21 protein-coding genes are annotated in these 25,338 nt (G+C 63.5%); 7 read left to right on the top strand and 14 right to left on the bottom strand.

What is annotated here, in order from left to right; translation table 11 throughout:
- Positions 1-68 precede the first annotated feature (68 nt).
- A complete protein-coding gene (locus EWM57_RS08270) occupies positions 69-2,702 on the top strand; it encodes a DUF5686 and carboxypeptidase regulatory-like domain-containing protein (protein ID WP_129920670.1) in 2,634 nt (877 codons plus the stop codon).
- 22 nt (positions 2,703-2,724) lie between these two features.
- Here the strand turns inward: EWM57_RS08270 and EWM57_RS08265 are convergent, their stop codons facing one another.
- From EWM57_RS08265 to EWM57_RS08245, 5 genes are all read right to left on the bottom strand, one after another.
- A complete protein-coding gene (locus EWM57_RS08265; protein ID WP_129920669.1) occupies positions 2,725-3,597 on the bottom strand; it encodes an aldo/keto reductase in 873 nt (290 codons plus the stop codon).
- 93 nt (positions 3,598-3,690) lie between these two features.
- Positions 3,691-4,137 (bottom strand): DUF1572 family protein, encoded by a 447-nt coding sequence (locus tag EWM57_RS08260; RefSeq protein WP_129920668.1) that lies wholly within the window; start codon positions 4,135-4,137, stop codon positions 3,691-3,693.
- Positions 4,138-4,271: 134 nt separating this feature from the next.
- A complete protein-coding gene (locus EWM57_RS08255; protein WP_129920667.1) occupies positions 4,272-5,216 on the bottom strand; it encodes a hypothetical protein in 945 nt (314 codons plus the stop codon).
- A gap of 470 nt (positions 5,217-5,686) precedes the next feature.
- A complete protein-coding gene (locus EWM57_RS08250) occupies positions 5,687-7,510 on the bottom strand; it encodes a peptidoglycan D,D-transpeptidase FtsI family protein (RefSeq protein WP_129920666.1) in 1,824 nt (607 codons plus the stop codon).
- A 48-nt stretch (positions 7,511-7,558) separates the two neighbouring features.
- A complete protein-coding gene (locus EWM57_RS08245) occupies positions 7,559-8,653 on the bottom strand; it encodes an acyltransferase family protein (protein ID WP_129920665.1) in 1,095 nt (364 codons plus the stop codon).
- Between the two features lie 570 nt (positions 8,654-9,223).
- Between EWM57_RS08245 and EWM57_RS08240 the strand changes: the two genes are divergently transcribed.
- Positions 9,224-10,351 (top strand): M50 family metallopeptidase, encoded by a 1,128-nt coding sequence (locus tag EWM57_RS08240; RefSeq protein WP_129920664.1) that lies wholly within the window; start codon positions 9,224-9,226, stop codon positions 10,349-10,351.
- A 220-nt stretch (positions 10,352-10,571) separates the two neighbouring features.
- Here the strand turns inward: EWM57_RS08240 and EWM57_RS08235 are convergent, their stop codons facing one another.
- Together EWM57_RS08235 and EWM57_RS08230 are read right to left on the bottom strand one after the other, a co-directional pair.
- Complete coding sequence (locus EWM57_RS08235; protein ID WP_129920663.1) at positions 10,572-11,345, bottom strand: MBL fold metallo-hydrolase; 774 nt, start codon at positions 11,343-11,345, stop codon at positions 10,572-10,574.
- A 213-nt stretch (positions 11,346-11,558) separates the two neighbouring features.
- Entirely contained in the window at positions 11,559-12,116 is a 558-nt protein-coding gene (locus EWM57_RS08230; protein ID WP_129920662.1) for a transposase, read from the bottom strand.
- Between the two features lie 344 nt (positions 12,117-12,460).
- Here EWM57_RS08230 and EWM57_RS08225 point away from each other — a divergent pair, with 344 nt between their 5' ends.
- On the top strand, positions 12,461-12,703 hold the full coding sequence (locus EWM57_RS08225; RefSeq protein ID WP_129920661.1) for a hypothetical protein: 243 nt from the start codon (positions 12,461-12,463) through the stop codon (positions 12,701-12,703).
- 130 nt (positions 12,704-12,833) lie between these two features.
- On the opposite strand, the gene EWM57_RS08220 is transcribed toward EWM57_RS08225, so the two are convergent.
- From EWM57_RS08220 to EWM57_RS08190, 7 genes are all read right to left on the bottom strand, one after another.
- Positions 12,834-16,322 (bottom strand): methylmalonyl-CoA mutase family protein, encoded by a 3,489-nt coding sequence (locus EWM57_RS08220; protein WP_129920660.1) that lies wholly within the window; start codon positions 16,320-16,322, stop codon positions 12,834-12,836.
- A 103-nt stretch (positions 16,323-16,425) separates the two neighbouring features.
- Positions 16,426-16,695 carry a hypothetical protein gene (locus EWM57_RS08215; protein ID WP_129920659.1) on the bottom strand — a complete coding sequence of 90 codons (270 nt, stop codon included), beginning with the start codon at positions 16,693-16,695 and terminating at the stop codon, positions 16,426-16,428.
- 9 nt (positions 16,696-16,704) lie between these two features.
- Entirely contained in the window at positions 16,705-17,079 is a 375-nt protein-coding gene (locus EWM57_RS08210) for a VOC family protein (protein WP_129920658.1), read from the bottom strand.
- A gap of 217 nt (positions 17,080-17,296) precedes the next feature.
- Positions 17,297-19,468, bottom strand: a complete 2,172-nt coding sequence (locus EWM57_RS08205; RefSeq protein WP_129920657.1) for a catalase — start codon at positions 19,466-19,468, stop codon at positions 17,297-17,299.
- Between the two features lie 73 nt (positions 19,469-19,541).
- A complete protein-coding gene (locus tag EWM57_RS08200) occupies positions 19,542-19,895 on the bottom strand; it encodes a hypothetical protein (protein ID WP_129920656.1) in 354 nt (117 codons plus the stop codon).
- A 197-nt stretch (positions 19,896-20,092) separates the two neighbouring features.
- The gene (locus EWM57_RS08195; protein WP_129920655.1) at positions 20,093-20,503 is read right to left on the bottom strand and encodes a GlcG/HbpS family heme-binding protein; all 411 of its coding nucleotides are present in this window, start codon (positions 20,501-20,503) and stop codon (positions 20,093-20,095) included.
- A 73-nt stretch (positions 20,504-20,576) separates the two neighbouring features.
- Entirely contained in the window at positions 20,577-21,416 is an 840-nt protein-coding gene (locus EWM57_RS08190) for a hypothetical protein (RefSeq protein WP_129920654.1), read from the bottom strand.
- A gap of 144 nt (positions 21,417-21,560) precedes the next feature.
- Here EWM57_RS08190 and lepA point away from each other — a divergent pair, with 144 nt between their 5' ends.
- From lepA to EWM57_RS08170, 4 genes are all read left to right on the top strand, one after another.
- A complete protein-coding gene (lepA, locus tag EWM57_RS08185) occupies positions 21,561-23,348 on the top strand; it encodes a translation elongation factor 4 (protein WP_129920653.1) in 1,788 nt (595 codons plus the stop codon).
- 81 nt (positions 23,349-23,429) lie between these two features.
- Positions 23,430-23,627 (top strand): hypothetical protein, encoded by a 198-nt coding sequence (locus EWM57_RS08180; RefSeq protein ID WP_129920652.1) that lies wholly within the window; start codon positions 23,430-23,432, stop codon positions 23,625-23,627.
- A 7-nt stretch (positions 23,628-23,634) separates the two neighbouring features.
- Positions 23,635-24,549: a bifunctional 5,10-methylenetetrahydrofolate dehydrogenase/5,10-methenyltetrahydrofolate cyclohydrolase gene (locus EWM57_RS08175; RefSeq protein WP_129920651.1), complete on the top strand. Its 915-nt coding sequence runs from the start codon at positions 23,635-23,637 to the stop codon at positions 24,547-24,549.
- A 135-nt stretch (positions 24,550-24,684) separates the two neighbouring features.
- The gene (locus tag EWM57_RS08170; protein WP_394345407.1) at positions 24,685-25,335 is read left to right on the top strand and encodes a 7-carboxy-7-deazaguanine synthase QueE; all 651 of its coding nucleotides are present in this window, start codon (positions 24,685-24,687) and stop codon (positions 25,333-25,335) included.
- The last annotated feature ends 3 nt before the right edge of the window (positions 25,336-25,338 follow it).

Genomic DNA, 25,338 nt, shown 5'->3' with positions numbered 1-25,338 from the left:
TTGGTTGAAAAAGCGACGACGCGGCCGGGCGGACGGCTAGGTTTGCCTTAGTCTAACCCCACTGCCTCATGCTGCTTTGCCCGCGTCGCCTGCTCGTTCTCTTCTGCTTTTTCTGGACGCTGAGTCTGCCCGGCTGGGCCGGGGTGGTGCGGGGCCGCGTGCAGGACGGTCAGGGGGCGGCCCTGGGCTATGCCAACGTGGCCGTGCGCGGCAGCGCCCTGAGCGCGGCCACCAACGAGGAAGGCTACTACCAACTGCGGCTGCCCCAGGGCCGGCACGAGCTGGTGGTGCAGTACGTGGGCTACGGCCTGCGCACGGCCCTGGTGCAGGTGCCGGCCGGCGACTCCGTCGTGGTGGTCAACGTGACGCTGGAGCCGCTCAGCGTCCAGCTCCGGGGGGTGGTGGTGCGCGCCACCGACCAGGACCCGGCCTACGCCCTGGTGCAGCATGCCATCAACTGGCGGCCCTACCACGAGCGGGAGGTGGCCGCCTACCAGGCCCGCTCGTACCTGAAGAGCGTGTTCGGGTTGGATGAAATTCCGGGTAAGCTGCTGGGCCTGCGCCTGCCGCCGGCCGAGCCGGGCACCAACCCCAAGGTATTGCACCTCGAGGAAACCGTAACCGAGCTCAGCTTCCGCCAGCCCGGCCCGGTGCAGGAACGGGTGCTGTCGACGCGGGTGAGCGGGCGCAGCAAGGACTTCGGCAGCGGCCGGGCCGCCAACCAGTTTTTGATTTACCGCAACCAGCAGCGCGTCAACATCGTGACCCAGGCCCTGGTGTCGCCTATTGCCGACGGCGCCCTGCGCTACTACACCTACGAACTGGTGGGCACCACTCAGCAGGACGGCCTCACGCTCCACCAGATCAAAGTGAGCCCGCGCCGGCCCCAGGCCCCGGCTTACCACGGCTTTATCTACCTGGTGGAAGGATCCTGGCGCCTGCACAGCGTGCAGCTGACGGTGGGGCCGGCCCTGCTCAAGGATGGCTTCGAAAGCCTGAGCGTGGAGCAGCAGTTTGGGCCCGCTCCGCCCGGCTCGGGAGACGTGTGGGTGCTGCAAACGCAGAAAATGCGGTTCACCTTTTCGTTTATGGGCATCAAGGGAGCGGGTACCAGCCAACTTGTGTATCTGAACTACCGGCGCGTGGTGCCCACCTACGCCGTCCGCCCGGCCGAAAACCGCCCCGACCCGCTGGCCGCCGCGCTGCTGCCGGCCCGGCGCGAAACGGTGCAGGACGTCAAGCCCCAGGCCCCCGACCTGCGGGACCTGTCCCGGCGGGCCCGGCGGCAGGCGACGCAGAGCCCGGCCGACACCAATGCGCTGCGCCCCGGCGAAGTGCTGCGCCTCGAAGCCGGGGCCAACACCCGCAGCGCCGCCTACTGGGACGATATCCGGCCCGTGCCCCTGACGCTGGACGAGCAGCGCGACTACCGGCAGCGCGACAGTGTGGAGGTCCGCCACAGCACCCGGGCCTACCTGGACTCGGTGGACCGCCGGCAGAACCGCTTCCGGCCCAGCGCGGTGCTGCTGACCGGCTACCGCCGCGAGAATTCCTTCCGGCAGCGCCGCCTGCAGCTGGCGCCCCTGGGCGAAAGTGTGGCCTACAACACGGTGGAGGGCGCGGTAGTGGACCTGCGGGGCACGTACCAGCAAACCCTGGCCGCCGGCCGCGCCCTGGTGCTGACCCCGCAACTGCGCTACGGGGCGGCGGCCCGGCTGCTGAGCCCCCACCTGGCGGCCGCCTACGAATTTGCGCCCCGGCAGCGCGCCGTGGTGAGTGCGGGAGCGGGCCGCCGCATCGTGGACTTCAACGACCGAACCCAACTCACGCCCCTGCACAACACCCTCTACACGCTCTACCGCAACCAGAACCTGGCCAAGCTTTACCAGCTCGACGAGCTCACGCTGAGCTTCGGCCGCGACCTGACCCCGGGGCTGCGCCTGCAAAGCCGCCTGGGCTGGGCCGACCGGCAGCTGCTCGTCAACCACACCACGGCCCTGCTCATCGACCGGCCCGGTGTGGGCTTTACGTCCAACGAGCCGGTGGGCGTGGAGGCGGGCCTTGCCGCCCCGCGCAGCCAGGCTCTGACCGTGGCGGTGGAGCTGGCCTGGAAACCCGGCCAGCACTACCTCAGCCGGCCCGACCGCACCGTTATGCTGGGCTCCCGCTTTCCGCTCGTGCGCCTGGGCGTGAAGCAGGCGGTGGGCGGCTTACTCGGCGCCGATGTGCGCTACACCCTGCTCACGGCCGGCCTCGACCACACCCAGACGCTGGGCCGGCTGGGCGTCGGGCAGGTATCGGCCACGGCGGGGGGCTTCGTGGGCACCCCCCGCCTGGAGTTTATGGACTACCGCCACTTTGCCGGCAACCAAACCGCGCTGGCCTCCGACTTCGGCCGCTTCCAGCTGCTCGACTACTACGCCTACAGCACCCGGCGCGCCTTCGTGGAAACGCACTACCAGCACTTTTTCAAGGGCGCACTGCTCAGCCAAGTGCCGGGGCTGCGGGGGCTCAAGCTTCAGGAAATCGGCTCGGTGCACTACCTGCACACCCCGGCGCTGGGCCACTACGCGGAGGTGGGCGCCGGCCTGCAGCGCGACCTGCTGGCCCTGCACCTGCGCGCCGACCTGGTCACGACCCTGCTGCCGGGAGCGGCGCCGGCTTCCACCGGCCTGCGCCTGCGGCTCTGGCGCGACCTGTAAGCCCGCCCACACGTCCACGCCATTAGCCCAGAAAAGCCAGGTCGTCGGCGGAGAGCTGAATAGCGGCGGCCTGCAGGTTTTCGCGCAGGTGAGCCAGCTTCGACGTGCCGGGAATGGGCAGAATCCAGGGCGACTTGTGCAGCAGCCAGGCCAGGTTGATCTGGGCCTCGGTGGCATGGTGGCGGCGGGCTACTTCGGCCACCTGGGAGTCGGCCTTGGGCAGGGAGTTGACCAGCGAGAAGTAAGGAATCAGCGGAATGCTGTGCTGCTCGCAGAAGTCGAGCACCTCTTCGCCACCCTGGTTGTCGCCGTGCGGGGTGCGAAGAGTGGTGCGCTGTCCGTGCCCGTACATATTCTCGATTGTGGCAATGGAACCCATCTTCAGCCCGGCCTCCGCCTGCTCCCGGCTCACGTTGCTCAGGCCCACGTGCTGAATCTTGCCTTCCTGCTGGAGCTCAAACATGGCGCCGAGCTGCTCGTCAAACGGCACGTCGCCGTGGCCGATGAGGCGCAGGTGCACGAGCTGAATTTGCTCCTGCCGGAGCGTGCGCAGGTTGTTGTCGATGCTGGCGCGCAGGTTTTCGGGGCGGTTGTAGGGCACCCAGCTTTTATCGGGCCGGCGGGTGGCGCCCACCTTGGTGCAGATAACCAGGTCGGAGGAGTAGGGATGCAGGGCCTCGCGGATCAGCCGGTTGGTGACGTCCTCGCCGTAGTAGTCGGCCGTGTCGATAAAGTTGACGCCCTGCTCAACGGCCGTGCGCAGAATCTGCAGGGCCTCGGGGCGGTTGGCGGGCTCACCCCAGATGTCGGGGCCGGTGAGGCGCATGGTGCCGTAGCCGAGGCGGGAAACGGTGAGCGGATGGGCGGAGTGTTGGGCGATGGTGATGGTGGACATGGAAAGCGGATTAGGTGGATCTGCAACGGCTGACGGCTACCGGAGCCAAATGCTTTACGCCGGCCGCGAAATTATTGCCATAACCCCCCGGGCTCAGGCCGCCAGCAGGCGCCGGTGGTAGTTGACCTGCCCGAGGTGGTAGGCCAGGTGAGTGACCAGGTGCACCAGGAAATACTCCGTCGTCATGGGCTCCTCAAACACCCGCAGCGGATATTGCCCGGCCAGCACTTCGGCGGGCAGTCGGCTCAGGGTCTGGTCGACCACGCGGCTGGTGGCCTCAATCTGGGCTAGCAACTCAGCGCGGGGAACGTGCTTGCGGGAAAATTCCAGGTCGCGGTGGCGGGTGTAGGGCACGCCGCCCAGCGCGGCCCCGATGTAGGTGTTCAGGTTGCCCACCAGGTGCAGGCTCAGGTTGCCGGACGAGTTGGCAATGCCGTCGGCCACTACCCAAATGGTTTCTTCGCGTTGGTACAGCGCCAGCTCCTGGGCCAGGCGGTCCAGGTCGCGGCGGAAAAGCAGGCGCAGGGAGTCAGTGAGCATGCGGGAAGGTACTACTAGAATCAGTGGCTTCGGAGCATGGCCTGAGGCCGGTACCGGGCCTGGCCCACCAAAACGCCGCCCGGATTGCTCCGGGCGGCGTGGGTGTAGGGGGCCTTAGGGCCGGCCGGCAGGGCTTACTCGTCGGTGGCGGGCTGGCGGGCCGGGCCGCCCATCATCACGCCCAGCATCTGCATGCCGACCTGCATCTCGTCCTTGGCGTAATCCAGCACCGGGGCCGTGGTCTTGATTTGCAGGTCCTGGTCGGTGACGGGTTTGGACTGCACGCTGGCAAATTCGTAGACCATGCGCTGCTGACGCTCCTTGTCGAAGTACACCACCAGGCGGGTGATGCCGTGCGCTTCAGCCACGTACACGGGATGGGCAAAGTTGAGGCTCTGCGGAATCTGGGCCGAGGTCCACACGTCGAGGGCCACGGGCTTGTTGGGCAGCTGGCCGGGGCCGGCCGGAGCCGCTTCCGAAGCCCCGGGCTTCAGGGTATAGGTGGTTTTCTGACTGGGGTAGCCGGCCACGGCCACCGTTTCGGGATACGTTTTAGCGGTGTAGTCCTGGGCCGTCACGACGATGCTCTGCCAGGTTTTCTTCACCGAGGCGGCGTCGTAGGTGTAGTTCACCCGCTGGGGCGCCGACTGCGAGGCCATCAGCAGCAGGCCCTTGTTGGTGGCCTGGTTGAAGTAGTTTTCCAGGTGGTAGGTCAGCGCGTCGGTGGTGGCGCGGGCTTCCTGGCCCCGGCAGTAGATGGTGCCCTTGCGCGGCAGCATCAGGGCCCCCAGGGTCATGGCCGGGCTGAGCTTGGCAGCGGCGGCCTGCAACTGCTGCTGCTCGGCGGGGCTAAGGCTGGTGGCCAGCTGCTGCATCTGGGCCTGCACGTTGCCCTTAGCCGGGTCAATCTGGCTGAGCAGCTTGTCGTAGGGGTTGCCCGGCAACGAGACGCGGGTGGTGATAACGCCCTGGGTGAAGTTGGCTACGGCCGGCGCCGGAGGCGCGGGGGCCGCTCCGGTCGTGGCCAGCAACAGCGTGAGGGGAAGGGCAGACCAGGCAAGCTGACGGGGAAAGCGCATCTTGGGAGCAGGAAAAAGGGTGGGCCCGCCGCCGGAGGAGCGGCGGAGTAAATCGTGGCAAAGCTATATAGATTAATGACAGGCGACGGGGTTCTGGCGCCGCCCGGTGGCTAGCCCTACTCCCCGCCCCGGGTTTGCTTCCTCGCCGCCGACCGTTTGGGTCTGAGCTGAACTAGTTTACCCTTGCCGCCATAGAGTTCGGTTCCGAGCTAAACCAGTTCGGGTCGGACCTAAACTGGTTCGCCTTTTACCCGAACCGGTTCGGGTCGGACCTGAACTAGTTCACCTCGTTTGCCAATTAGCATGGTTCCGACCTGAACTGGTGCAGTGCTGACCTGAACCAGGTGGGGCTGAAGAGAGACTTCAGCAATTGAGCAAAAGCTGAGGGTTCTGGTCCTCGCCAAAAAACAGCCTCGGCGGGCGGAAGTAAGGGTCGGCCGGCTGACTTTCGGCTGGGAGACGTGCGCCGCTTATTCCTGGCGGGCCCGGTTCTGAATGCGCTTTTCCCAACGCTTGCGCTTGGGGGCAATGGAGCCGCGCAGGTATTTCTCCATCACCATCACGGCGCAGGGCGCGGCGGCGGTGGCCCCGAAGCCGGCATTTTCGAGGTACACGGCCACGGCAATCTTGGGGTGGTCGGCGGGGGCAAAGCCCACGAAGGCGGCGTGGTCGTCGCCCTCGTCGTTTTGCACGGTGCCGGTTTTGCCCGCCACCCGGATGCCCACGTCGGCCAGGCTGGAGGCGTCGGCGGTGCCGCCCTTCTGCATCACGGCCACCATCCCGGGAATCAGGGCCTCGAAGTGGGCGCTGTCGATGAGCGTGTGGTGCTTCACCCGAAAGCGCGGCAAAGGGCCATTGGCGCCGATGCCGCGCACCAGGTGGGGCGGGTAGTACCAGCCGCGGTTGGCAATAATGGCGGCCAGGTTGGCCATCTGCAGGCCCGTGAGGTTGATTTCGCCCTGGCCGAGGCTGAGCGAATAAATGGAGCGGTAAGTCCAGCGCCGGGTGTGGCGGGCCTTATCGTAATAGGCCGCCGTGGGCAGAAAGCCGGGCACTTCCCGGGGCACGTCGACGCCCAGCACCGAGTCGAGGCCGAAGGAGCGGGCGTAGCGCCGCCACTGGGTCAGGTTGGCGTGGCGGGCCGCTACCGTATCCTGGCTCAGAGAGTCGGGCACGCAGTTGATCAGGCTCTGCATCACCTGGTAGAAGTAGGGGTTGCAGCTGTACTTCAGGCCCAGGGACAGGCTGTTGGCCGGCTTGTGGTGGTGCACGCAGCTGACCAATGACTGGTCGCAGCGGAAGGCCGAGCCGGGGGTAATGGCGCGCATCTGCAAGGCCACGGCGGCATTGACGAGCTTAAACACCGAGCCGGGCGGGTTGGCCAGCATGGCGGGGCGGTTGAGCAGGGGCATGTCCTCGTGCTCCAGCAGCTCGGCCCGCACCCCGGCCTGGTCGGGGGCGGTAAGCGTGGCCGTGGGGTACACCGGCGCCGACACGTAGGCCAGGATTTCGCCGGTGCGCGGGTCGAGGGCCACGAGGTAGCCCCTGCGGCCCCCGAGCAGCTTTTCGGCGTAGGCCTGGAGCTTGGCGTCGAGGGTCAGGTGCAGGTCCTGACCCTGCTGGAAGGCAGTGTCCTTGGCCCAGGTGCCGTGCTGCCGGCCCTGTTTGTCGAGCAAGGGGTGCAAGTAGCCGTGGTGACCGGCGAGCAGGCCGTTGTAGTAGGTTTCGACTCCGCCGTTGCGCAGGCGGTAAAAGCGTCCCCGGCGGGTGCGGCGGGCCTGGCCGAAGAAGGCCTGGGCCTCGGCGTAGCGGTAGCCCAGCACCGGGGCCCCGGCGGGCGTGGTGTAGGTGCGCTGATAGCGTTCAGTCAGGGTGAGGCGGGGCACCGTGGCGCTGCTGTCGCGGCGGATGCGCTCGGCTTCCTTTTTCAAAAGGCGCAGCTGCACCGCTACGCCGTAGGCACCCGGGTACGGCAGGGCCTCCTGGATGCGGCGGCGCACGGTGGTGGAGTCCCAGCCCAGCAGCTGGCCCAGGGCCAGGGTGTCGAGCGGGCCGCGGCGGGGCAGCTTGAGCAGGTACTGCCGGCGGGTGTCCACCAGCACCGAGTCGTTGCGGTCGAGCAGGCGGCCCCGGATCAGGGAGTCCGCAACGACGACGCGGCGCGGGGTATAGACTTCGCCGGTTTTGGGGTCTTGGGTGGGGGCGCTGGCGGGCTGGTCGGGGGAAGAGCAGGCGGCCAGGGACGCCAGCAATGCTAGCAGGCTGTTTTTCCACCGATAGAAAGCAATGCGCATGGGGTAAAGCTAGGCAATTTGGCCCACCCTGGCCCCGACCTCCACAACTCAGACCTGGACGGGCAAGCGGGCAGCGGCTTTGCGCCGGGCTTGCCAATGGGTAAGCCCCTGGCCCAGCCGCCGACCCAAGGGTTGCTCTACGAAGACATGGGCGGCCCATGCCACTAGTAGTACTATGATGAGGGCGGCGCCGAGGAGAAGGTAGCTGTTGACTTTGCCGTTAAGCGGGCCCAGTAAAACGGCTCCCAGGCCATGCAGCAGGTAGAGCGGGTAGGTAAGGCGCCCCAGCCAGCTCCAGACCGGCTGGGCCGGCAGGCGCCACTGGGCCCCAAAAATCAGGTAGAAAGCCAGAAAAAACAGGCCGATAAGCCCGGCCGCCACCCAGGCGTTGAGCGGGGCGTCGTGGTAGAGCTGCTGAGCCCATTGCCGCTCGGCCCGGTCGCTACGCAGGGCCAAGGCCAAGGCCAGACACAGGGCTGCGTACACCTGCCAGACACTGTGCTGGCGGGTCTGAAGCACGTAGAACAACATGCCCGCCAGGAAATACGCGCTGTGCTTAGGGATGAATACGTAGCTGAACAAGTGGCTGACCGGCAGCGGCCCCGCCACCAGCGTGTAGGCCAGCCACCCCAGGATAATCGGGAAAAGCAGGTGCCAGAGCCGGCAGCCGATAAGCAGGGCCACCAGGAAGCAAAACGTGAGCTCGTAGGTAAGCGACCAGTACACCCCATTGAGGGAAGGCTGGCCGAAAAACTCGTGCAGCATAGTCAGATTGAACAGCAGCTGCCGCCAGGAAACCGGCCCGGCCACCTGACTCCCGCTGAAATACAAGCCCAGGAAGGTCAGCCCACAGCTAAGCCAATAGACGGGGTAGAGGCGGGCAATGCGTCCGATGATGAACTGCGGGAGCGACTTGCGACGCGCCGAGCGCAGCACCACAAAGCCGCTGATCATAAAAAACAGGTTGACGCCCAGGTAGCCGTAACGAAAAATGCTCCCGAGCAGCGGAAAATCCGGGCCAATGTGGGCTACCCGCGGCATACTGTAGGTGAAATGCAGGAGCACCACGGCCAAGCTAGCCAGAAAGCGCAATCCATCCAACTCGGCGTAGCGGGTGGTAGAATCCGTAGAAAGGGGAGGCATAGACAGAAATAGTGAGCCGGCGGGATGCAAGCTAAGAAACCAAAATCCAGAGCAGACGCCGGAGCAATATAGCAGGCGTGTGACTGGAAAGCCCGGCCTGAAAAGCGCATTGCCTAGTCCTGCTATATCCGCGCCCGTGGGCAGTATACACCGGGCTGGGGAGAAGGCCGGGCAAACGCTGCCGCTGGTAAATCTGCTGAAGCGTGGGTGGCTCCGTAGCCCTGGGTGCTGCCATTGTTGCCACCCTGCAGGGCCGTTTTGAGCGGGATAACAGCGCCGCCGTTCAGGAGATACATTCCGTCGTCGCTGCCGGGAAGTAACACCTGGCTTTGGGCCGCGCTATACGGTAGATGATGCGCCCGATGGTTGTGCCGTTTTTGTGCCGCTGGGTGGTCGTGTTGGCGAATCCGCTGGAAAAGAGCTCCGGTGGGTGAATAATAGTGAAGCCGGGCGGCCTAGCGCGAGCCGAACCTAGGTGGTCCCGGCGCTGTACGCGGGACGAGGCTGCTATATTTGGACTGCCGCCGGAAGGGGCATTTATGCACGGAATTTCCAGCTGACTGTTCTGCTATGAAGAAGCTAAAGCCGCTGTTGCTGGGCCTGGCCTTGGGGGCCCTCGGCGGGGTGGTCGGGTTCTGGGGCGCTCGGCACGGCCTGAAATCCTCGGGGACGGCCCATTGGGGGAAACCTCAGCTGCTGGGGCTGCTGGCCCTGCTGCCGGTGGCCTGGCTGGTGGCGGTGGGGCTGCACGAGCTGGGGCACGCCCTGGCCGGACGCCTGCAGGGATTTCGGCTGCACTGGCTGACGGTGGGCCCCCTGATGTGGCGCCGCCAGTCCACCGGGCACCTGGGCTTCGAGTGGAACCGCAACCTGAACACCGCTGGCGGCCTGGCCCTGAGCGTGCCGCCCGACGATGTGCGGCTGCGGGAGCGGTTTCGGGTGTTTACGGCGGGTGGTCCGCTGGGCAGCCTGGGGTGGACCGCGCTGGCGCTGGGAGTGTTTAGCCAGCTGCCGCCGCCCATGCAAAGCACGGTGCCCGCCGGGGCGTTAGCCCTGAGCGGGGGTATTTCGCTGCTGCTGTTTGTCGTGACGTTGCTGCCGTTTCAGGCCGGGGGCTTTGCCAGCGACGGAATGCGCCTGCTCAACCTAAGCCGGCGGGGACCAAAGCAGGAGCTGGAAGTGGCCATGCTCACGGCTACCGTTCGCAGCATGGCCGGGGTGCGCCCCCGGGAGCTAAGCCGTCCGGCCCTCGAAGCTGCCGCCGCGCTTCCGGTCCAGCATCCGTTCAACGCCTACGTGGCCTACTACCTCTACCTGCACCACCTCGACGCCGGCGACCCGGAAGAAGCCGGGCGGCAGTTGGCTCACTACCGGGAGCACCTGGAGCAGCAGCCGGCCGCGCTGCAGGCCAGTGGCTGGCTGGAAGCCGCGTTTTTCAGTGCCGCCTACGAGCACGATGCCAAAGCCGCCCGCGCGTATCAGGCCCGGGCCGTCATCAACGCCCACACCCCGGCCGAGCAGCCGTTTCGGGTGGAAGCCGCCCTGGCCCGCCTGGAGGGAGATGCCGCGCGGGCCCGCACCCAGGCCGAAGCCGCCCTGCGCGAGCTGCCCCGCAACCTGAGCCAGGGCAGCGCCCGCCTCTACGAGGAATGGCTGCGGGATACGGTGCGCTGGGCCGAGCAGAAAGCCGATACGTAGCCGCCCAACCGGCGCGAGTTCAGCGCCGCGCAACGAGTGCGGGTTCAGGCCAGGAGACGAGGCTTCCCGTTGGAATGACAACGCCGCCTGGATTTCTCCGGGCGGCGTTGATTCGGGGTTGTCGCGCTGCGGCTACGGAAGAACAACCTCTGCCTCAAGGTTGGGCAAGGGTTATAGCGGCGCCTACACGCGGGTCAGCTTGGGTAAGGATGGTAGTAACCTACTTAGCCTCCGGGTACCAGTTGCGCAGCCGCACGTCAATCTTCTTGTTGGCCGCATTCACGGTTTTCTTGAAGCTGTCCACGTCGCTCAGACCGTTCTGGCCCCGGTAGTGGTACGGATACACGATGCCGGGCTTGAAGGCCAGCACGCCTTGGGCGGCTTGGTTCACGTCCATGGTATAGGGCAGGTTCATGCACACGAAGGCCACGTCAATGTTCTTGAGGGCGCGCATCTCGGGCGTGTCTTCGGTGTCGCCGGACAGGTACACGTTCTTGCCACCCAGGCCCAGCACGTAGCCGTTGCCCCGGCCTTTGGTGTGCATGGCGTCGGGGGCTTCGGGCAGGTTGTACATCGGAATGGCCGCTACGCTCATGCCCAGCGTGTCGAGCTTCTGCCCGTTACGCAGCACGCGCACCCGGCCTTTGTACTCGGCGGGCAGCTTCTCGGCCACCGCCTGGGGCACGATCATCAGGGCCTTGCCCACGGCGAGGCCCGCGAGGGTTTGCGGGTCGAGGTGGTCGGGGTGAATGTCGGTAATCAGGACCACATCGGGGGCGGCCAGGCCGGCGTAGGCGGCGGCTCCGCCGTAGGGGTCCACGTAGATGGTCTTGCCGTTCCAGGTCAGCACCACGCTGCCGTGGGTGATGGGCTGCACCGTGAGCGGGCCTTGCTTGGTGGCAATCTGGTCGGCGGCGGCGCGGGGGGCAGTTTGGGCCGGCGCCGACGTGGCAAATGTAGTCAGGGCCGCCGCGAGGATAAGGGTAGATTTCATCGGGATTTTGTTGGTGGGTTGTTGGGAGTAGGGTCCTAACCAGGGGCGGGGATGAAAGTTCTGGGGAGGATGAGGGTAGACACCATGTTGCCGGCGCGGGTGTGCCAGTACGGGCTTTAGAGACACATATTTGCGTCTCAATCGTTGTTTATCCTGGGTCCGTGAGGGCGAGTCGTTCAACGAGGAGACGCAAGTATGCGTCTCTACATCGTTCTAACGGAACAGGCCTTCCTCGGCGGTTTGCTCGTGCTGCCAGCGGACGGGGTTGGTGAGGATATAGTGGCGGATTTTGTCCAGCTCTTTGGCGCTGCGCACGATCCGGTCGTGGTAGCGGGGCTGCCAGGCAAGGGGCAGGTTGGCGCGGCGGGCCTGGGTGGCGGTGCCGGCTTTGAAGCCGCGCAGGATGGCGGCCAGGTTGTCGCGCTGGGGCGTGAAGCAGTTTTCATAGTGCAGGGGTGGGGTGGGTTCGGTGGGTTTGTCGAACAGCAGCAGACCGTGCAGGTGGTCGGGCATGAGCACGAAGGCATCCAGCCCGACGAAGGGAAAGCGAGCGGGAATCTGGAGCCAGGCGGCGGTAACCAGCGCAGCCACGGGCGTGGGGTGCAGGGTGGCCTGATCCCAGTCGTGGTCGGGCACGACGATGTCGCCGAAGTAGCGGGTGCGGTACTGGGTGCAGATGGTCACGAAGTAGGCCCCGTTCTGCCCGTAGTCGTAGCCCCGTAGCCGGGCCGAGGCCACCCGGTATTTGTCGTGGTATAATTCGGTAGCCATAATTCGATAATTGGATAACCTGAACGATGTAGAGACGCATATTTGCGTCTCCTCGTTGAACGATAACGCCTGGGTTTGTTCATGGTAAATAACATTAGCAACGATTGAGACGCAAATATGCGTCTCTACATCCGGCGGTACTGCTCAACAGAACGCCGGCCGGATTATTTAGCGTGGGGCTTTGTGGTTTGCCTTAGTTAAGCGAATAAACGATGTAGTAGTACATCATATATCCCAAGAAAACTATTGGCATAGCTGAAAGGAATACCTGGATTCTTGTGGAAAGGCGCTTTTCGATATGAAATGACTTGAGGTGGTTTCGTATTAGTAAGCCATTAATAAAAATGGGTAAGAAGGAAAGTAGATCAGTAGCAAAATCATTATCCATGGCACACCAAATACAAGCATATGCCGGCCATACGCACATGATAATTGCTGTGGCTATGGCAACTACTTTTCCTGATTTAGGAAATATTAAAAACAACCAACTGCTTATTCCAATATGCAGTATGCTTCCTACAAAGCTAACAATCGGTATTCATGTAATACCGGCGGCTACTGCTGACATAGCAGCAAACATTAAATAGACTAATAGGCCTGAAATTATTGTCAATGCATAAGAAGTATAGGTTCGAATCATGTATGAAAAGCTCTGGAATACAAAAAGGGCGCTACCTCAGCAAGGTAGCGCCCTTTTAACTCAGTCGGAAAGAGGAATTACATATTCCTGCGGTACTGCCCACCCACCTCAAACAGCGCATTCGTAATCTGCCCCAGGGAGCAGAACTTCACCGTTTCCATCAGCTCGGCGAAGAGGTTGCCGTTCTGGATGGCGACTTGCTGGAGCTGGCGGAGGCGGGTTTCGGTCTGGTCGGCGTTGCGGGCGTGCAGGTTGCGGAGCATCTCAATCTGGTACTGCTTTTCCTCTTCCGTGGCCCGGATCACCTCGGCGGGCACCACCGTGGGCGAGCCTTTAGAGGAGAGGAAGGTGTTCACGCCGATGATGGGATACTCGCCCGTGTGCTTGAGCATCTCGTAGTGCATGCTTTCCTCCTGAATCTTGCCGCGCTGGTACATGGTTTCCATGGCGCCCAGCACGCCGCCCCGCTCGGTGATGCGGTCAAACTCCAGCAGCACGGCCTCTTCCACCAGGTCGGTCAGCTCCTCGATGATGAAGGAGCCCTGGAGCGGGTTTTCGTTTTTGGCCAGGCCCAGCTCCCGGTTGATGATGAGCTGGATGGCCATGGCCCGGCGCACCGATTCCTCGGTGGGCGTGGTAATGGCCTCGTCGTAGGCGTTGGTGTGCAGGGAGTTGCAGTTGTCGTAGATGGCGTAGAGGGCCTGCAGGGTGGTGCGGATATCGTTGAAGTCGATTTCCTGGGCGTGCAGGCTCCGGCCGCTGGTCTGGATGTGGTACTTGAGCATCTGGCTCCGGGCGTCGGCGCCGTACTTGAGCTTCATGGCCTTGGCCCAGATGCGGCGGGCTACGCGGCCAATGACGGCGTACTCGGGGTCGATGCCGTTGGAGAAGAAGAACGAAAGGTTGGGCGCGAAGTCGTTCACGCTCATGCCCCGGCTCACGTAGTACTCCACGAAGGTAAAGCCGTTGGACAGCGTGAGAGCCAGCTGGGTGAGGGGGTTGGCCCCGGCCTCGGCAATGTGGTAGCCGGAAATGGACACCGAGTAGAAGTTGCGGACCTTCTCCTTGATAAAGTACTCCTGCACGTCGCCCATCAGGCGCAGGGCAAACTCGGTGCTGAAGATGCAGGTGTTCTGGGCCTGGTCTTCCTTAAGGATGTCGGCCTGCACGGTGCCGCGCACCTGCGAGAGGGTGCGCTTCTTGATGGTTTCGTAGACGTCGGCGGGCAGCACCTGGTCGCCGGTGACGCCGAGCAGCATCAGGCCCAGGCCGTCGTTGCCGGCGGGCAGCTCGCCCTGGTAGCGGGGGCGCTCCAGGCCCTTGTCGGCGTAAAGCTGGTTGATCTTGGCGTCGACGTCGGCCTCGATGCCCTGCTCTTTAATATACAGCTCGCACTGCTGGTCGATGGCGGCGTTCATGAAGAAGGCGGCCAGCGTGGCGGCGGGGCCGTTGATGGTCATCGACACCGAAGTGCTGGGGTTGGCCAGGTTGAAGCCCGAGTAGAGCTTCTTGGCATCATCCAGGCAGGCGATGCTGACGCCGGCGTTGCCGATTTTGCCGTAGATGTCGGGCCGCAGGTCGGGGTCTTCGCCGTAGAGCGTCACCGAGTCGAAGGCCGTGGACAGGCGCTTGGCGGGCAGGCCCATGCTCACGTAGTGGAAGCGGCGGTTGGTGCGCTCGGGGCCGCCTTCGCCGGCAAACATGCGGGTCGGGTCTTCGCCCTCGCGCTTGAAGGGGAACACGCCGGCCGTGTAGGGGAATTCGCCGGGCACGTTTTCCTGGAGCTGCCAGCGCAAAAGGTCACCCCAGGCCGTGTAGCGCGGCAGGCTGACTTTGGGGATCTGCTGGTTCGAGAGGCTGGTGGTGTGGGTCTGGATGCGGATTTCCTTGTCGCGCACCTTGAAGACGAACTCCGGAGCTTTATAGGCGGCTACCTTTTGCGGCCAGGTTTCCAGGAGCTTCCAGTTCTGCCCGTCCAGGCGGAGTTTGACCTCCTCGAAGGTCCTCTCCAGGCCGGCCACGAGACTTCCGGCGTCGGGTCCACTGCTGCCGTGCCCGGCGCCAGGTCCGCCAGCGGCGTTGCCGATACTTTGGACGGCTCCGACGGCTTGTCGGATTCCGTAGAGCTGCTGAGCGGTGTCAGCTTGTTTAAGAACCCACTGGTCATACTGGCGGTTGGTTTCGGCGATTTCGGAAAGGTAACGGGTGCGGTGGGGCGGAATGATGTAGATCTTCTCCGAGTCCTCCTGGCTGGTGGCCAGGTGGGAGGCGAAGGGCACCCCGGTCTTAGCTTCTACGGTGGAAAGGATGGCGCGGTACAGGCGGTTCATGCCCGGGTCGTTGAACTGGCTGGCGATGGTGCCGAACACGGGCATGTCATCGAGGGGCTTGTCCCAGTGACCGTGGTTGCGCTGGTACTGCTTGCGCACGTCGCGCAGGGCGTCGAGGGCGCCGCGCTTGTCGAACTTGTTGAGGGCAATGACGTCGGCGAAGTCGAGCATGTCGATTTTCTCCAGCTGGGTGGCGGCCCCGTACTCGGGCGTCATCACGTAGAGGCTGGCGTCGGAGTGCTCGATGATTTCGGTGTCACTCTGCCCGATGCCGGAGGTTTCGAGGATGATCAGGTCAAACTCGGCGGCCCGCACCACGTCCACCGCGTCCTGCACGTACTTGCTCAAAGCCAGGTTGCTCTGGCGGGTGGCCAGGCTGCGCATGTACACCCGCGGCGAGTTGATGGAATTCATCCGGATCCGGTCACCTAAAAGGGCCCCGCCGGTTTTGCGCTTGCTGGGGTCCACGGAGATGATGGCAATGGTCTTCTCCGGAAAGTCCAGCAGGAAGCGCCGCACCAGCTCATCCACCAGGCTCGACTTACCCGCCCCGCCGGTGCCGGTGATGCCAAGGATCGGGGTTTTAGTTGTTAGTTTTTGGTTGTCAGTTGTCAGGTTGTTCTGTTGATTGCCGTTTTCACTAACAACTGACAACTGATAACTAGCAACTAATGCCTGGCGCACCTTCTCAAACTCCTCGGGGAAGTTTTCGGCGGCCGAAATCAGGCGGCCGATGCTGCGGGCGTCTTTTTCCTTGAGGTGCTTCACCTCGCCGTTCAGGTGCTGGCCGGTGGGGAAGTCGCAGCGCTGGAGCAAATCGTTGATCATGCCCTGCAGGCCCATGGCCCGGCCGGCGTCGGGGGAGTAGATCTGCTCGATGCCGTAGGCGTGCAGGTCCTCGATTTCGGTGGGCAGAATCACGCCGCCCCCGCCGCCGAACAGGCGAATGTGGCCGGCGCCCCGCTCCTTGAGCAGGTCGTGCATGTACTTGAAGTACTCGTTGTGGCCGCCCTGGTAGGAGGTAATGGCAATGGCCTGGGCGTCTTCCTGGATGGCGCAGTCCACGATTTCCTGCACCGAGCGGTTGTGGCCCAGGTGGATAACCTCGGCGCCGCTGCTCTGGATGATGCGGCGCATGATGTTGATGGCGGCATCGTGGCCATCGAACAAAGCGGCGGCGGTGACGATGCGGATGTGGTTTTTCGGCTTATAGGGAGCTGCGGGAGCTACTGACATAGCGCGGGGTAGTAGGGTGGAATTTGGGGTAGCGAAGGTACGAAAAAAGCCCCGGCGGTGGGAGCGGGGGCTTTTCGAGGATTACGACCAGAGCGAAGAGAAGCTACGCTCCATCTAGGGGGATATTCATAAACTCCTTACCGCCGGTTGTATTGAAATCGTATAGAATTGCCTCTAGGGCGGCGTAGGGGATATTCAACGTGTCGAAAGTCCGGAAGTCAATTCGTTTCAGGTCGTCGTGACGGAATATCTCTACGAGCATCGTGCGGGCCTGATTGGTATGCTCCCACAATTCCCAGGCTAATCCGTCCCGCGCGGGCATATCAGTAGCATGCAGGATTTCAAAACGGCGGTTTTCGACAGTGAAAATCATCGACTGGCTTTAGGCGGGCTCCCAGAGCTCCAGGATGTTGCCCTCCGGGTCGAGGATGTGGACGAACTTGCCGTAGTCGTACTCGGCTATTTCGTCGACCACCGTCACGTTGTTTTTCTTTAGCTCCGCCACCAGGGCCACGATATCGTCCACCCGGTAGTTGATCATAAAGGGCTTGGTGGAGGGCGCGAAATAAGGCGTGTCCTGGGCAAACGTGCACCAGGAGGTGGAGCCCTTCTGCTGCGGATTATCAGCCGACTGCCACTCGAAGGTGGTGCCGTATTCACTGGTTGTCAGGCCCAGATTCGTGGCGTACCACTCATTCATGGCCTGCGGATCGGCACACTTGAAGAATATCCCGCCGATGCCCGTTACTTTTTTCATGGGGTAAGCCTGTTTACGCGGTGAAGGAAAATGCGGCGCCAAGGACCCAAAGCGCCGGGTGCAGTATCGGTCTTAAAGATGCTCGGGCTTTTGCAAGCATGCAACTCTAACGACCTGCGCGGTTGGCAGTGACCGGGCGGGGCTTAATCCAAAAGCCCCTGCGCCAAGAAGGCACAGGGGCTTTTGGGTGAGTGGGGCCGGAGCAACGTTTGCCGGTTTACACCTTGGGCCCGGCGCTCAGCTCCCGATTCCAGAAGCGGCCCGTGGCCAGGTCGGTGAGAAACTGCTCGGTGCCGTTGTCGCCAATGGTCACGCCGTCACTGCTCAATATATCCTTGGCGCCGCCGTAGGCCGCTTCGCTGAGCAGGGCCTGGCCGGCCGCCGTGGCGCCGATGGGCTTGCAGTGACGGAAGGCTTCGTTGACGAAATGCACCGCGTCGTGCTGCTGGGCTAGGGTCTGCCCGTCGCCGACGACGTACACGCCGTCGAACATTACCGAGGCGGTGGTTTGCAGGCTGAAGTCGATGGGCAGGGCCTCGCCGCCTTTCACCTTGAGCTGACCCAGGTGGGGCGCGACCAGCTTGGCTACGGCTCCCTGGGCTTCCAGGGCTTTCGTCAGCGCGGCAATGGTGGCCCCGTCGGCTCCGTCGGCGGCCAGGATGGCCACCTGCTTGGTTTCGACGCTCTTCTTTTTGTTGTAGGGCGAGTTTTCAATGCTCAGCGCGTCCGACTTGGCCTCGTTGCCGGTAGCGGGCTTCGACTGGTGGGCGGCCACGTCGGCATCGGCGCCGAGGGTGTAGTTGAGCTGCACGCCGTCGGCCGACGGCACGTCCAGACCCAGGCCCTTGGCCACGCGGCTGGCCAGCTCACTGGCCACCAAACTCAGCTGCATCAGCATCCGCTGCCGCACCGACTCAGCTTCCACCTTGCCCAGCTCAAAGCGCAGGGCTTTGATGATGTGCACTTTCTCGATTTCGGCCTGGCTGTTCCAGAACAGGCGGGCCTGGGAGTAGTGGTCGACGAAGCTTTTGCTGCGGGCGCGCACCTTGTGGGCTTCGATCCGCTCGTGGTGGCTCACGAAACCGCCTTCGCTCTGCTTGGCCTGCCGGGGCTCGTTGTTGTTGAGCAGGTTGGGCGCGTAGCTGCTCTTGCCCACGTTGATCTGCTGGCGCATGTGGCCGTCGCGCTGGTTGTTGTGAATGGGCGCGACGGAGCGGTTAATCGGAATTTCGTGGAAATTCGGGCTGCCCAGGCGGGTAAGCTGGGTGTCGGTGTACGAGAACAGGCGGCCCTGGAGCAGCGGGTCGTTGGTGAAGTCGATGCCGGGCACCACGTGGCCGGGGTGGAAGGCCACCTGCTCAGTTTCGGCGAAGTAGTTGTCGGGGTTGCGGTCCAGTACCATGCGCCCGATAATGGTGACGGGCACCAGTTCCTCGGGAATAATCTTGGTGGCGTCGAGCAGGTCGAAGTCGAAATTGAACTCGTCTTCCTCCTCCACGATTTGCACGCCCAGCTCCCACTCGGGGAAGTTGCCGGCCTCGATGTTGTCCCACAGGTCGCGGCGGTGGAAGTCGGGGTCCTTGCCCGAAATCTGCAGGGCCTCGTCCCAGACCACCGACTTGATGCCCAGCTTGGGCTTCCAGTGAAACTTCACAAAGCGCGACTTATTCTGGGCGTCAATCAGGCGCCAGGTGTGCACGTTGAAGCCCTCCATCATGCGCAGATTGCGCGGAATGGCCCGGTCCGACATGGCCCACAGCACCATGTGCATGGACTCGGGGTTGGCCGAAATAAAGTCCCAGAACGTGTTGTGGGCCGAGGCGGCCTGCGGAATTTCGTTGTGGGGCTCGGGCTTGACGGCGTGAATCAGGTCCGGGAACTTGATGGCATCCTGGATGAAGAACACCGGGATGTTGTTGCCCACGAAGTCGTAGATGCCCTCCTGGGTATAGAACTTCACCGCGAAGCCGCGCACGTCGCGGGCCATGTCGGTGGAGCCGCGGAAGCCGGCCACGGTGCTGAAGCGGGTGAAGATGGGCGTGCGCACCCCGGGTTGCAGGAAGTGAGCCTTGGAGTACTGGCTGGCGTTGTCGTAGGCCTCGAAGTAACCGTGGGCGGCCACCCCGCGGGCGTGCACTACCCGCTCCGGAATCCGCTCGTGGTCGAAGTGGGTGATTTTTTCGCGTAGCAGGAAGTCTTCCAGCAGCGTGGGGCCCCGCTCGCCGGCCTTCAGCGAGTTCTGGTCGTCGTTGATGCGCAGGCCCTGGTTGGAGGTCAGCAGCTCGCCGGCGCCGTACTCGCGGTTTTGCTCCAGGTCCCGGGATTTTGCGTCGGCAGCAGTTGAGCCGGCGTCGGCCGGTTTAGGGGTGGATTTAGATGCTTTGGCCATTGGAATAGGGAAAGAAAGTAGGGAAGTGAAAAAAATAGCCCGCACGAGGCGGGCAGAGCATACTAGGGGCTTGTCAGCGGGTAGCTTGCTTGTCCAGGGTCTGGAGCAGCTCGTCGGCGGCCTTTGCAATGTCGTGGTAGCCCTGCTGGGCGGCGCGCTCCTTGGCGGCAACGAGGCCGTCGCGGTGCACGGTCCTGAAGTCGCCGTAGGGAAACTTGTAGCGGCCCTTGGTGTCCTCGCCGTGGCTGGCGTCCTGGCCCAGGTGCCACTTGGCGTACTCGGCCATGTCGTGCTGGTCCAGAAACTTGTTTTCAGCCCCGGAGTCAGGGTTGTGCTGACCCCAGTGGCCTTCATCGTGCTTGACTTTGCCGGCCCGGATCAGCTCCTTGGCGTAGGTGACGGCGGCGGAATTAAGTTTGACGCTCATAGCTAAGGTGGTGTGGAGTGGGAGCAAGGCGCGCGGATGGCAGACCAGCTCGCGCTTTCCGGCTTACGCAGCCGCCGGGCGGGGGTTGAGGCTAAATTCGGGGGTAGCGGCCCGCAAACGAACAGCCGGACCCTTGAGGCAGGAGTCCGGCTGGTAAGCAGGTCAGAAAGTGGCAATAGCCAAAAATCGGCGCGGGCCTAGTGCACGTCGCGCACGGCCCCTGCGCCGGCCTGGGCCACGGCGTGGTCGTCTTCCACCGAGCTGCCCGACACGCCGATGGCCCCAATTACGCGGCCGTTGCTGTCGAGGATGGGCAACCCGCCGGGAAAGGTTATCAGCCCGCCGTTGGAGTGCTCAATGTGGTAGAGTGGCCCCCCGGGCTGGGAGAGTTTGCCCAGCTCCCCGGTGGGCATGTCGAAAAAGCGGGCCGTCTTGGCCTTGCGGATTGAGATGTCTAAGGAGCCCAGCCAGGCGCCATCCATGCGTGCGAAGGCCGTCAGGTTGGCCCCGGCGTCGACCACGGCAATGTTCATCTTGACGCCCAGTTCGAGGGCTTTTTGCTGGGCGGCGCGCACGGCGCTCTGGGCTTGTTCGAGGAGAATACTCATGGTGGGAAAAGCTGAAAGGTTGGTTGCCTAGCTGTACCCCACTCGGGCCCGGAAGGTTGAGCCGGCGCCGGCTTTAAAACTGCAGGCCGGGCGCCAGCATCACGCGCCAAGCGGCGGCCAGCACCAGGGCCACCACCAGCAGGGTCCAGGAAAGCCGGGTTTTCTGGGACTTGGGCAGGGTCAGGTCGAAGGGTTCCCGGGCGCTGTGCAGGGCCATGGGTACCAGCAGCAGGCCCATGGTGAGGAAGTGAAACAGCTCATTGCGGCTCAACTCGGGCCATTTCAGCGCCGTCAGCACCAAGCTGCCCACCACCCAGGGCGCCAGGATGCCGGCCCGGATCAGTTGGGGGCGGTTGCTGTACTGCATGAGCGTGATGGAGTCGTGGCTCTGCAGGAAAGCCACGGCGGCGAAGTAGCCGATGGCCAACTGCAGCAGGGCCGCCACCACGGCCAGGGCCACGTTGGGGCCGTTGCCGGCCAGAAACAGCCAGCTGGGAATGTACCAGGCCCAGTTTTCCACGAACGTGTCGCCGACCAGGGCCCCGAGCACCAGGTTGCAGGCGTGCAGGGCCGTCCAGAGCAGCACCAGCTTGAGCAGGCCCCGCTGCAGGCGGGCCCGTTGCCAGAACCAGAGCGCGGCCAGCAGCCCCACCACGGCGCACACGGCCGGCCCGATGCCGTAGACGGCCAGCACCGCCAGGCGCCACCACTCCGCGTCGGTGATGCTGAACGTGATGCTGCTCACGTGCCAGGTGCCGGGAATGCCCAGCCGCCGGGCCATGCGCACGGTGGCGGCCTGGTAGAGGCCTTGCAGCAGCAGGTAGGTCAGCAGGTAAATAACGGTGCTGTTGAAGGCCGTGATAAAGGTTTTGGCGGAGCGGCCGCCCGATTCGGCCCCGGTTGCGTCAGACATAGAAAGAGGGAAAACAAATACCGGGGCTAAAAATACGGGGCCGGCCCCAGACTTTTTGCATGCGCCGCCGGGCCGGACCGACGGGCCCCGAATAGCATTTGCGGGCGGTTTTGCCTACCTTCGTTTCTAGAAAATACGCCACTAGTGAAGAACATCCGCAATTTCTGCATCATCGCCCACATCGACCACGGCAAAAGCACGCTGGCCGACCGCCTGCTGGAATTCACCAGCACCGTCTCGAAGCGCGACATGCAAGCCCAGCTGCTCGACAACATGGACCTGGAGCGGGAGCGGGGCATCACCATCAAGAGCCACGCCATTCAGATGCAGTACCCCTACAAAGGGGAAATGTACACGCTGAACCTGATTGACACCCCCGGCCACGTCGACTTCAGCTACGAAGTCTCGCGCAGCATTGCCGCCTGCGAGGGCGCCCTGCTCATCGTGGACGCCTCCCAGGGCATCGAGGCCCAGACGATTTCCAACCTGTACCTGGCCATCGGCTCGGACCTGGAAATCATTCCGGTGCTCAACAAAATTGACCTGCCCCATGCCATGCCGGATGAAGTGTCCGACGAAATCGTGGACCTGATCGGCTGCGACCTCGAGGACATTATTCACGCCTCGGGCAAGGCTGGCATCGGCATCGAGAACATCCTGAACGCCATCTGCGAGCGAATTCCGGCTCCCAAGGGCGACCCGGAAGCCCCCCTGCAAGCCCTGATCTTTGACTCGGTCTTCAATTCCTACCGCGGGATTGAAGTACTGTTCCGCATCAAGAACGGCACCATGCGCAAGGGCGACAAGCTCCGCTTCATGGCCACCGGCAAGGAGTACGGCGCCGACGAAATTGGTATTCTGGGCCTCAACCAGGAGCCCCGCCAGGAAATTTCGGCCGGCAACGTGGGCTACCTGATTTCGGGCATCAAAGAAGCCCGGGAGGTAAAGGTCGGTGACACCATCACCCACGTGGCCCGCCCCACCCAGGAAGCCATTGTCGGTTTCGAAGACGTGAAGCCGATGGTATTTGCCGGCATTTACCCCGTCGATACCACCGAGTACGAGGAGTTGCGCTCCTCGATGGAAAAGCTGCAGCTCAACGACGCCTCCCTGGTTTGGGAGCCCGAAACGTCGGCGGCCCTGGGCTTCGGCTTCCGCTGCGGCTTCCTGGGCATGCTCCACATGGAAATCGTGCAGGAGCGCCTCGAGCGGGAGTTCAACATGACGGTCATCACTACCGTGCCCAGCGTGCAGTTTCACGCCACCGGCACCAAAGACCAGCTGCTGACCATCAACGCCCCGAGCGAGATGCCGGAGCCGAACCTGATCAAGCACATCGAGGAACCTTACATCAAGGCCCAGATTATCACGGCCTCGGAGTACGTGGGTGCCATCATCACGCTGTGCATGGAAAAGCGCGGCATCATCAAGGGCCAGAGCTACCTGACTTCCGAGCGGGTGGAAATGAACTTCGAGCTGCCCCTGGGCGAAATCGTGTTCGACTTCTTCGACAAGCTCAAGACCATCTCGCGCGGCTACGCCTCGCTCGACTACGAGCTGATCGGCTTCCGCGAGTCCGACATGGTCAAGCTCGACATCATGCTCAACGGCGAGAAGGTTGACGCCCTGTCGGCCATCGTGCACCGCTCCAAGTCGTACGACTGGGGCAAGCGCATCTGCGAGAAGCTGCGCGAGCTACTGCCCCGCCAGATGTTCGATATTGCCATTCAGGCGTCGATTGGGCAGAAAATCATTGCCCGCGAAACGGTGAAGGCCCTGCGCAAAAACGTTATTGCCAAGTGCTACGGCGGCGATATCAGCCGTAAGCGCAAGCTGCTCGAAAAGCAGAAAGAGGGTAAGAAGCGGATGCGCTCGGTGGGCTCCGTGGAAATACCCCAGGAAGCCTTTTTGGCGGTCCTTAAACTCGACTGATTTTACCAAAACGCGGCCCCCGAGCCGCGTTTTTTTTGCGCTTCTTTTTTTCACTTCATGCATTTCTGGCAACAGCCCTGTGTGACTAACGCTACCCCGATGAACAACAAGCTCACCCAGGATTGTACGACCGAAATGCAGCTGGAGAAAATCCGCCGCGGCCAGGAGCTCAAGTTTCGCTGGCGCGACGACTGGCCCGAGATGGAGAAGAACATTCTCCAGTCCGGCCGCGAAGCTATTGCCCTCCACGAAGCCAACCAGAAAGCCAACCAAGAATAGCCCTTCTATGACCACCACTTCCGAAGCCCCCGCTACCTACCGCCTCATCGACGGCAAGCAGACCGCCGAAGACATCAAAGTGGAAATTGCCGCCGAGGTTGCCCAGCGCAAAGCCGACGGCCTGAAAACCCCGCACCTGGCCGCCATCCTCGTCGGCCACGACGGGGGCTCCGAAACCTACGTGCGCAACAAGGTGCTGGCCTGCGAGCGGGTCGGCTTCGAGAGCACGCTGCTGCGCTTCGAGGACGATATCACCGAGGCCGAACTGCTGGCCCAGGTGGCAGCCCTGAACGAGAACGAGGCCATCGACGGCTTTATCGTGCAGCTGCCTTTGCCCGCGCAAATCGACCCCAATAAGGTCATCGAAGCCATCCGGCCCGAGAAGGACGTGGACGGCTTTCACCCCATGAACATCGGGCGGATGGTGGCCGGGCTGCCGGCCCTGCTGCCCGCCACGCCCTCGGGTATCGTGGAGCTGCTGCGGCGCTACGAGCTGGTTACCGATGGCAAGCACTGCGTGGTAATCGGGCGGAGCAACATTGTGGGTACGCCGGTTAGCATCTTGCTGGCTAAGAACTTGGAGCCTGGCAACTGCACCGTGACTTTATGCCACTCGCGCACCCAGAATCTGGCCGAAATAACCCGCACCGCCGATATTCTGGTGGCGGCCCTGGGCCGGCCCGGCTTCGTGACGGCCGACATGGTCAGCCCCGGCGCGGTGGTTATCGACGTGGGCACGACCCGGGTGGAGGACGCCACCAAGAAGGCCGGTTGGGCCTTGCGCGGCGACGTGAACTTCGAGGAGGTAGCGCCCAAAACCAGCTACATCACGCCCGTACCCGGCGGCGTAGGCCCTATGACCATTGCCATGCTGTTGCTCAACACCCTGCGGGCGGCCAAAGGCGAGGTCTACCCGCGCTAAGCCGACTTATTGCTCGCCAACCTTTTAAACCTGCGCGGGTTGTCGTAATTTTGGGGTCCGGTTTCGAGAACCGGCCGGGGTGCTGTGGTGCCCCGGCCGGTTCTCGAAACCGGACCTTACCTTTTTCCTCTCGTTTTGCTGCACGTACTTCCCGTTACGTCGGCACCCTCGGCCCCCGCGCCGGCGGTGGCCGCGCTGCCCCTGATGGAGCAGTTCTACACTATTCAGGGCGAAGGCTTCAACACCGGCCGCGCCGCCTACTTCCTGCGCCTGGGCGGCTGCGACGTGGGCTGCGTGTGGTGCGACGTGAAGGAGTCCTGGGACATGGCCGCCCACCCGCGCGTGGCCGTGGCCGAGATGGTGGCCGCCGTACTCGAGCACCCGGGCCGCAACGTGGTCATCACCGGCGGCGAGCCCCTCATGCACGACCTGACCCAGCTGACGGCCGAGTTGCACGCCGCGGGCTGCCAGAACTGGATTGAAACCTCCGGGGCCTACCCGCTCAGCGGCGAGTGGGACTGGATCTGCGTGTCGCCCAAGAAGTTTAAAGCCCCGCTGCCCGAGGTGCTGCGCCAGGCCCACGAGCTGAAAATAATCGTCTTCAACCAGAGCGACTTTAAGTGGGCCGAGGAGCACGCCGCCCAGGTCGGGGAGCACACGCGCCTGTACCTGCAGCCCGAATGGAGCCGGGCCGCCCAAATGACCCCGCAGATAGTGGATTATGTGAAGCAGAATCCGCGCTGGCAGGTCTCTTTACAGACGCATAAATACCTCGATATTCCGTAGCTT

Source organism: Hymenobacter persicinus (genome assembly GCF_004167665.1).
GTDB lineage: Bacteria > Bacteroidota > Bacteroidia > Cytophagales > Hymenobacteraceae > Hymenobacter > Hymenobacter persicinus.
Note: the sequence above shows the minus strand (reverse complement) of the source record. Positions and strands in the feature narration are given on the sequence as shown.

What these genes read in the sequence shown, in the direction of transcription:
- EWM57_RS08270 (WP_129920670.1), top strand. Translation starts at nt 69, where the DNA reads ATGCTGCTTTGCCCGCGTCGCCTGCTCGTTCTCTTCTGCTTTTTCTGG.
- EWM57_RS08265 (WP_129920669.1), bottom strand. Translation starts at nt 3,597, where the DNA reads ATGTCCACCATCACCATCGCCCAACACTCCGCCCATCCGCTCACCGTT.
- EWM57_RS08260 (WP_129920668.1), bottom strand. Translation starts at nt 4,137, where the DNA reads ATGCTCACTGACTCCCTGCGCCTGCTTTTCCGCCGCGACCTGGACCGC.
- EWM57_RS08255 (WP_129920667.1), bottom strand. Translation starts at nt 5,216, where the DNA reads ATGCGCTTTCCCCGTCAGCTTGCCTGGTCTGCCCTTCCCCTCACGCTG.
- EWM57_RS08250 (WP_129920666.1), bottom strand. Translation starts at nt 7,510, where the DNA reads ATGCGCATTGCTTTCTATCGGTGGAAAAACAGCCTGCTAGCATTGCTG.
- EWM57_RS08245 (WP_129920665.1), bottom strand. Translation starts at nt 8,653, where the DNA reads ATGCCTCCCCTTTCTACGGATTCTACCACCCGCTACGCCGAGTTGGAT.
- EWM57_RS08240 (WP_129920664.1), top strand. Translation starts at nt 9,224, where the DNA reads ATGAAGAAGCTAAAGCCGCTGTTGCTGGGCCTGGCCTTGGGGGCCCTC.
- EWM57_RS08235 (WP_129920663.1), bottom strand. Translation starts at nt 11,345, where the DNA reads ATGAAATCTACCCTTATCCTCGCGGCGGCCCTGACTACATTTGCCACG.
- EWM57_RS08230 (WP_129920662.1), bottom strand. Translation starts at nt 12,116, where the DNA reads ATGGCTACCGAATTATACCACGACAAATACCGGGTGGCCTCGGCCCGG.
- EWM57_RS08225 (WP_129920661.1), top strand. Translation starts at nt 12,461, where the DNA reads ATGGGTAAGAAGGAAAGTAGATCAGTAGCAAAATCATTATCCATGGCA.
- EWM57_RS08220 (WP_129920660.1), bottom strand. Translation starts at nt 16,322, where the DNA reads ATGTCAGTAGCTCCCGCAGCTCCCTATAAGCCGAAAAACCACATCCGC.
- EWM57_RS08215 (WP_129920659.1), bottom strand. Translation starts at nt 16,695, where the DNA reads ATGATTTTCACTGTCGAAAACCGCCGTTTTGAAATCCTGCATGCTACT.
- EWM57_RS08210 (WP_129920658.1), bottom strand. Translation starts at nt 17,079, where the DNA reads ATGAAAAAAGTAACGGGCATCGGCGGGATATTCTTCAAGTGTGCCGAT.
- EWM57_RS08205 (WP_129920657.1), bottom strand. Translation starts at nt 19,468, where the DNA reads ATGGCCAAAGCATCTAAATCCACCCCTAAACCGGCCGACGCCGGCTCA.
- EWM57_RS08200 (WP_129920656.1), bottom strand. Translation starts at nt 19,895, where the DNA reads ATGAGCGTCAAACTTAATTCCGCCGCCGTCACCTACGCCAAGGAGCTG.
- EWM57_RS08195 (WP_129920655.1), bottom strand. Translation starts at nt 20,503, where the DNA reads ATGAGTATTCTCCTCGAACAAGCCCAGAGCGCCGTGCGCGCCGCCCAG.
- EWM57_RS08190 (WP_129920654.1), bottom strand. Translation starts at nt 21,416, where the DNA reads ATGTCTGACGCAACCGGGGCCGAATCGGGCGGCCGCTCCGCCAAAACC.
- EWM57_RS08175 (WP_129920651.1), top strand. Translation starts at nt 23,635, where the DNA reads ATGACCACCACTTCCGAAGCCCCCGCTACCTACCGCCTCATCGACGGC.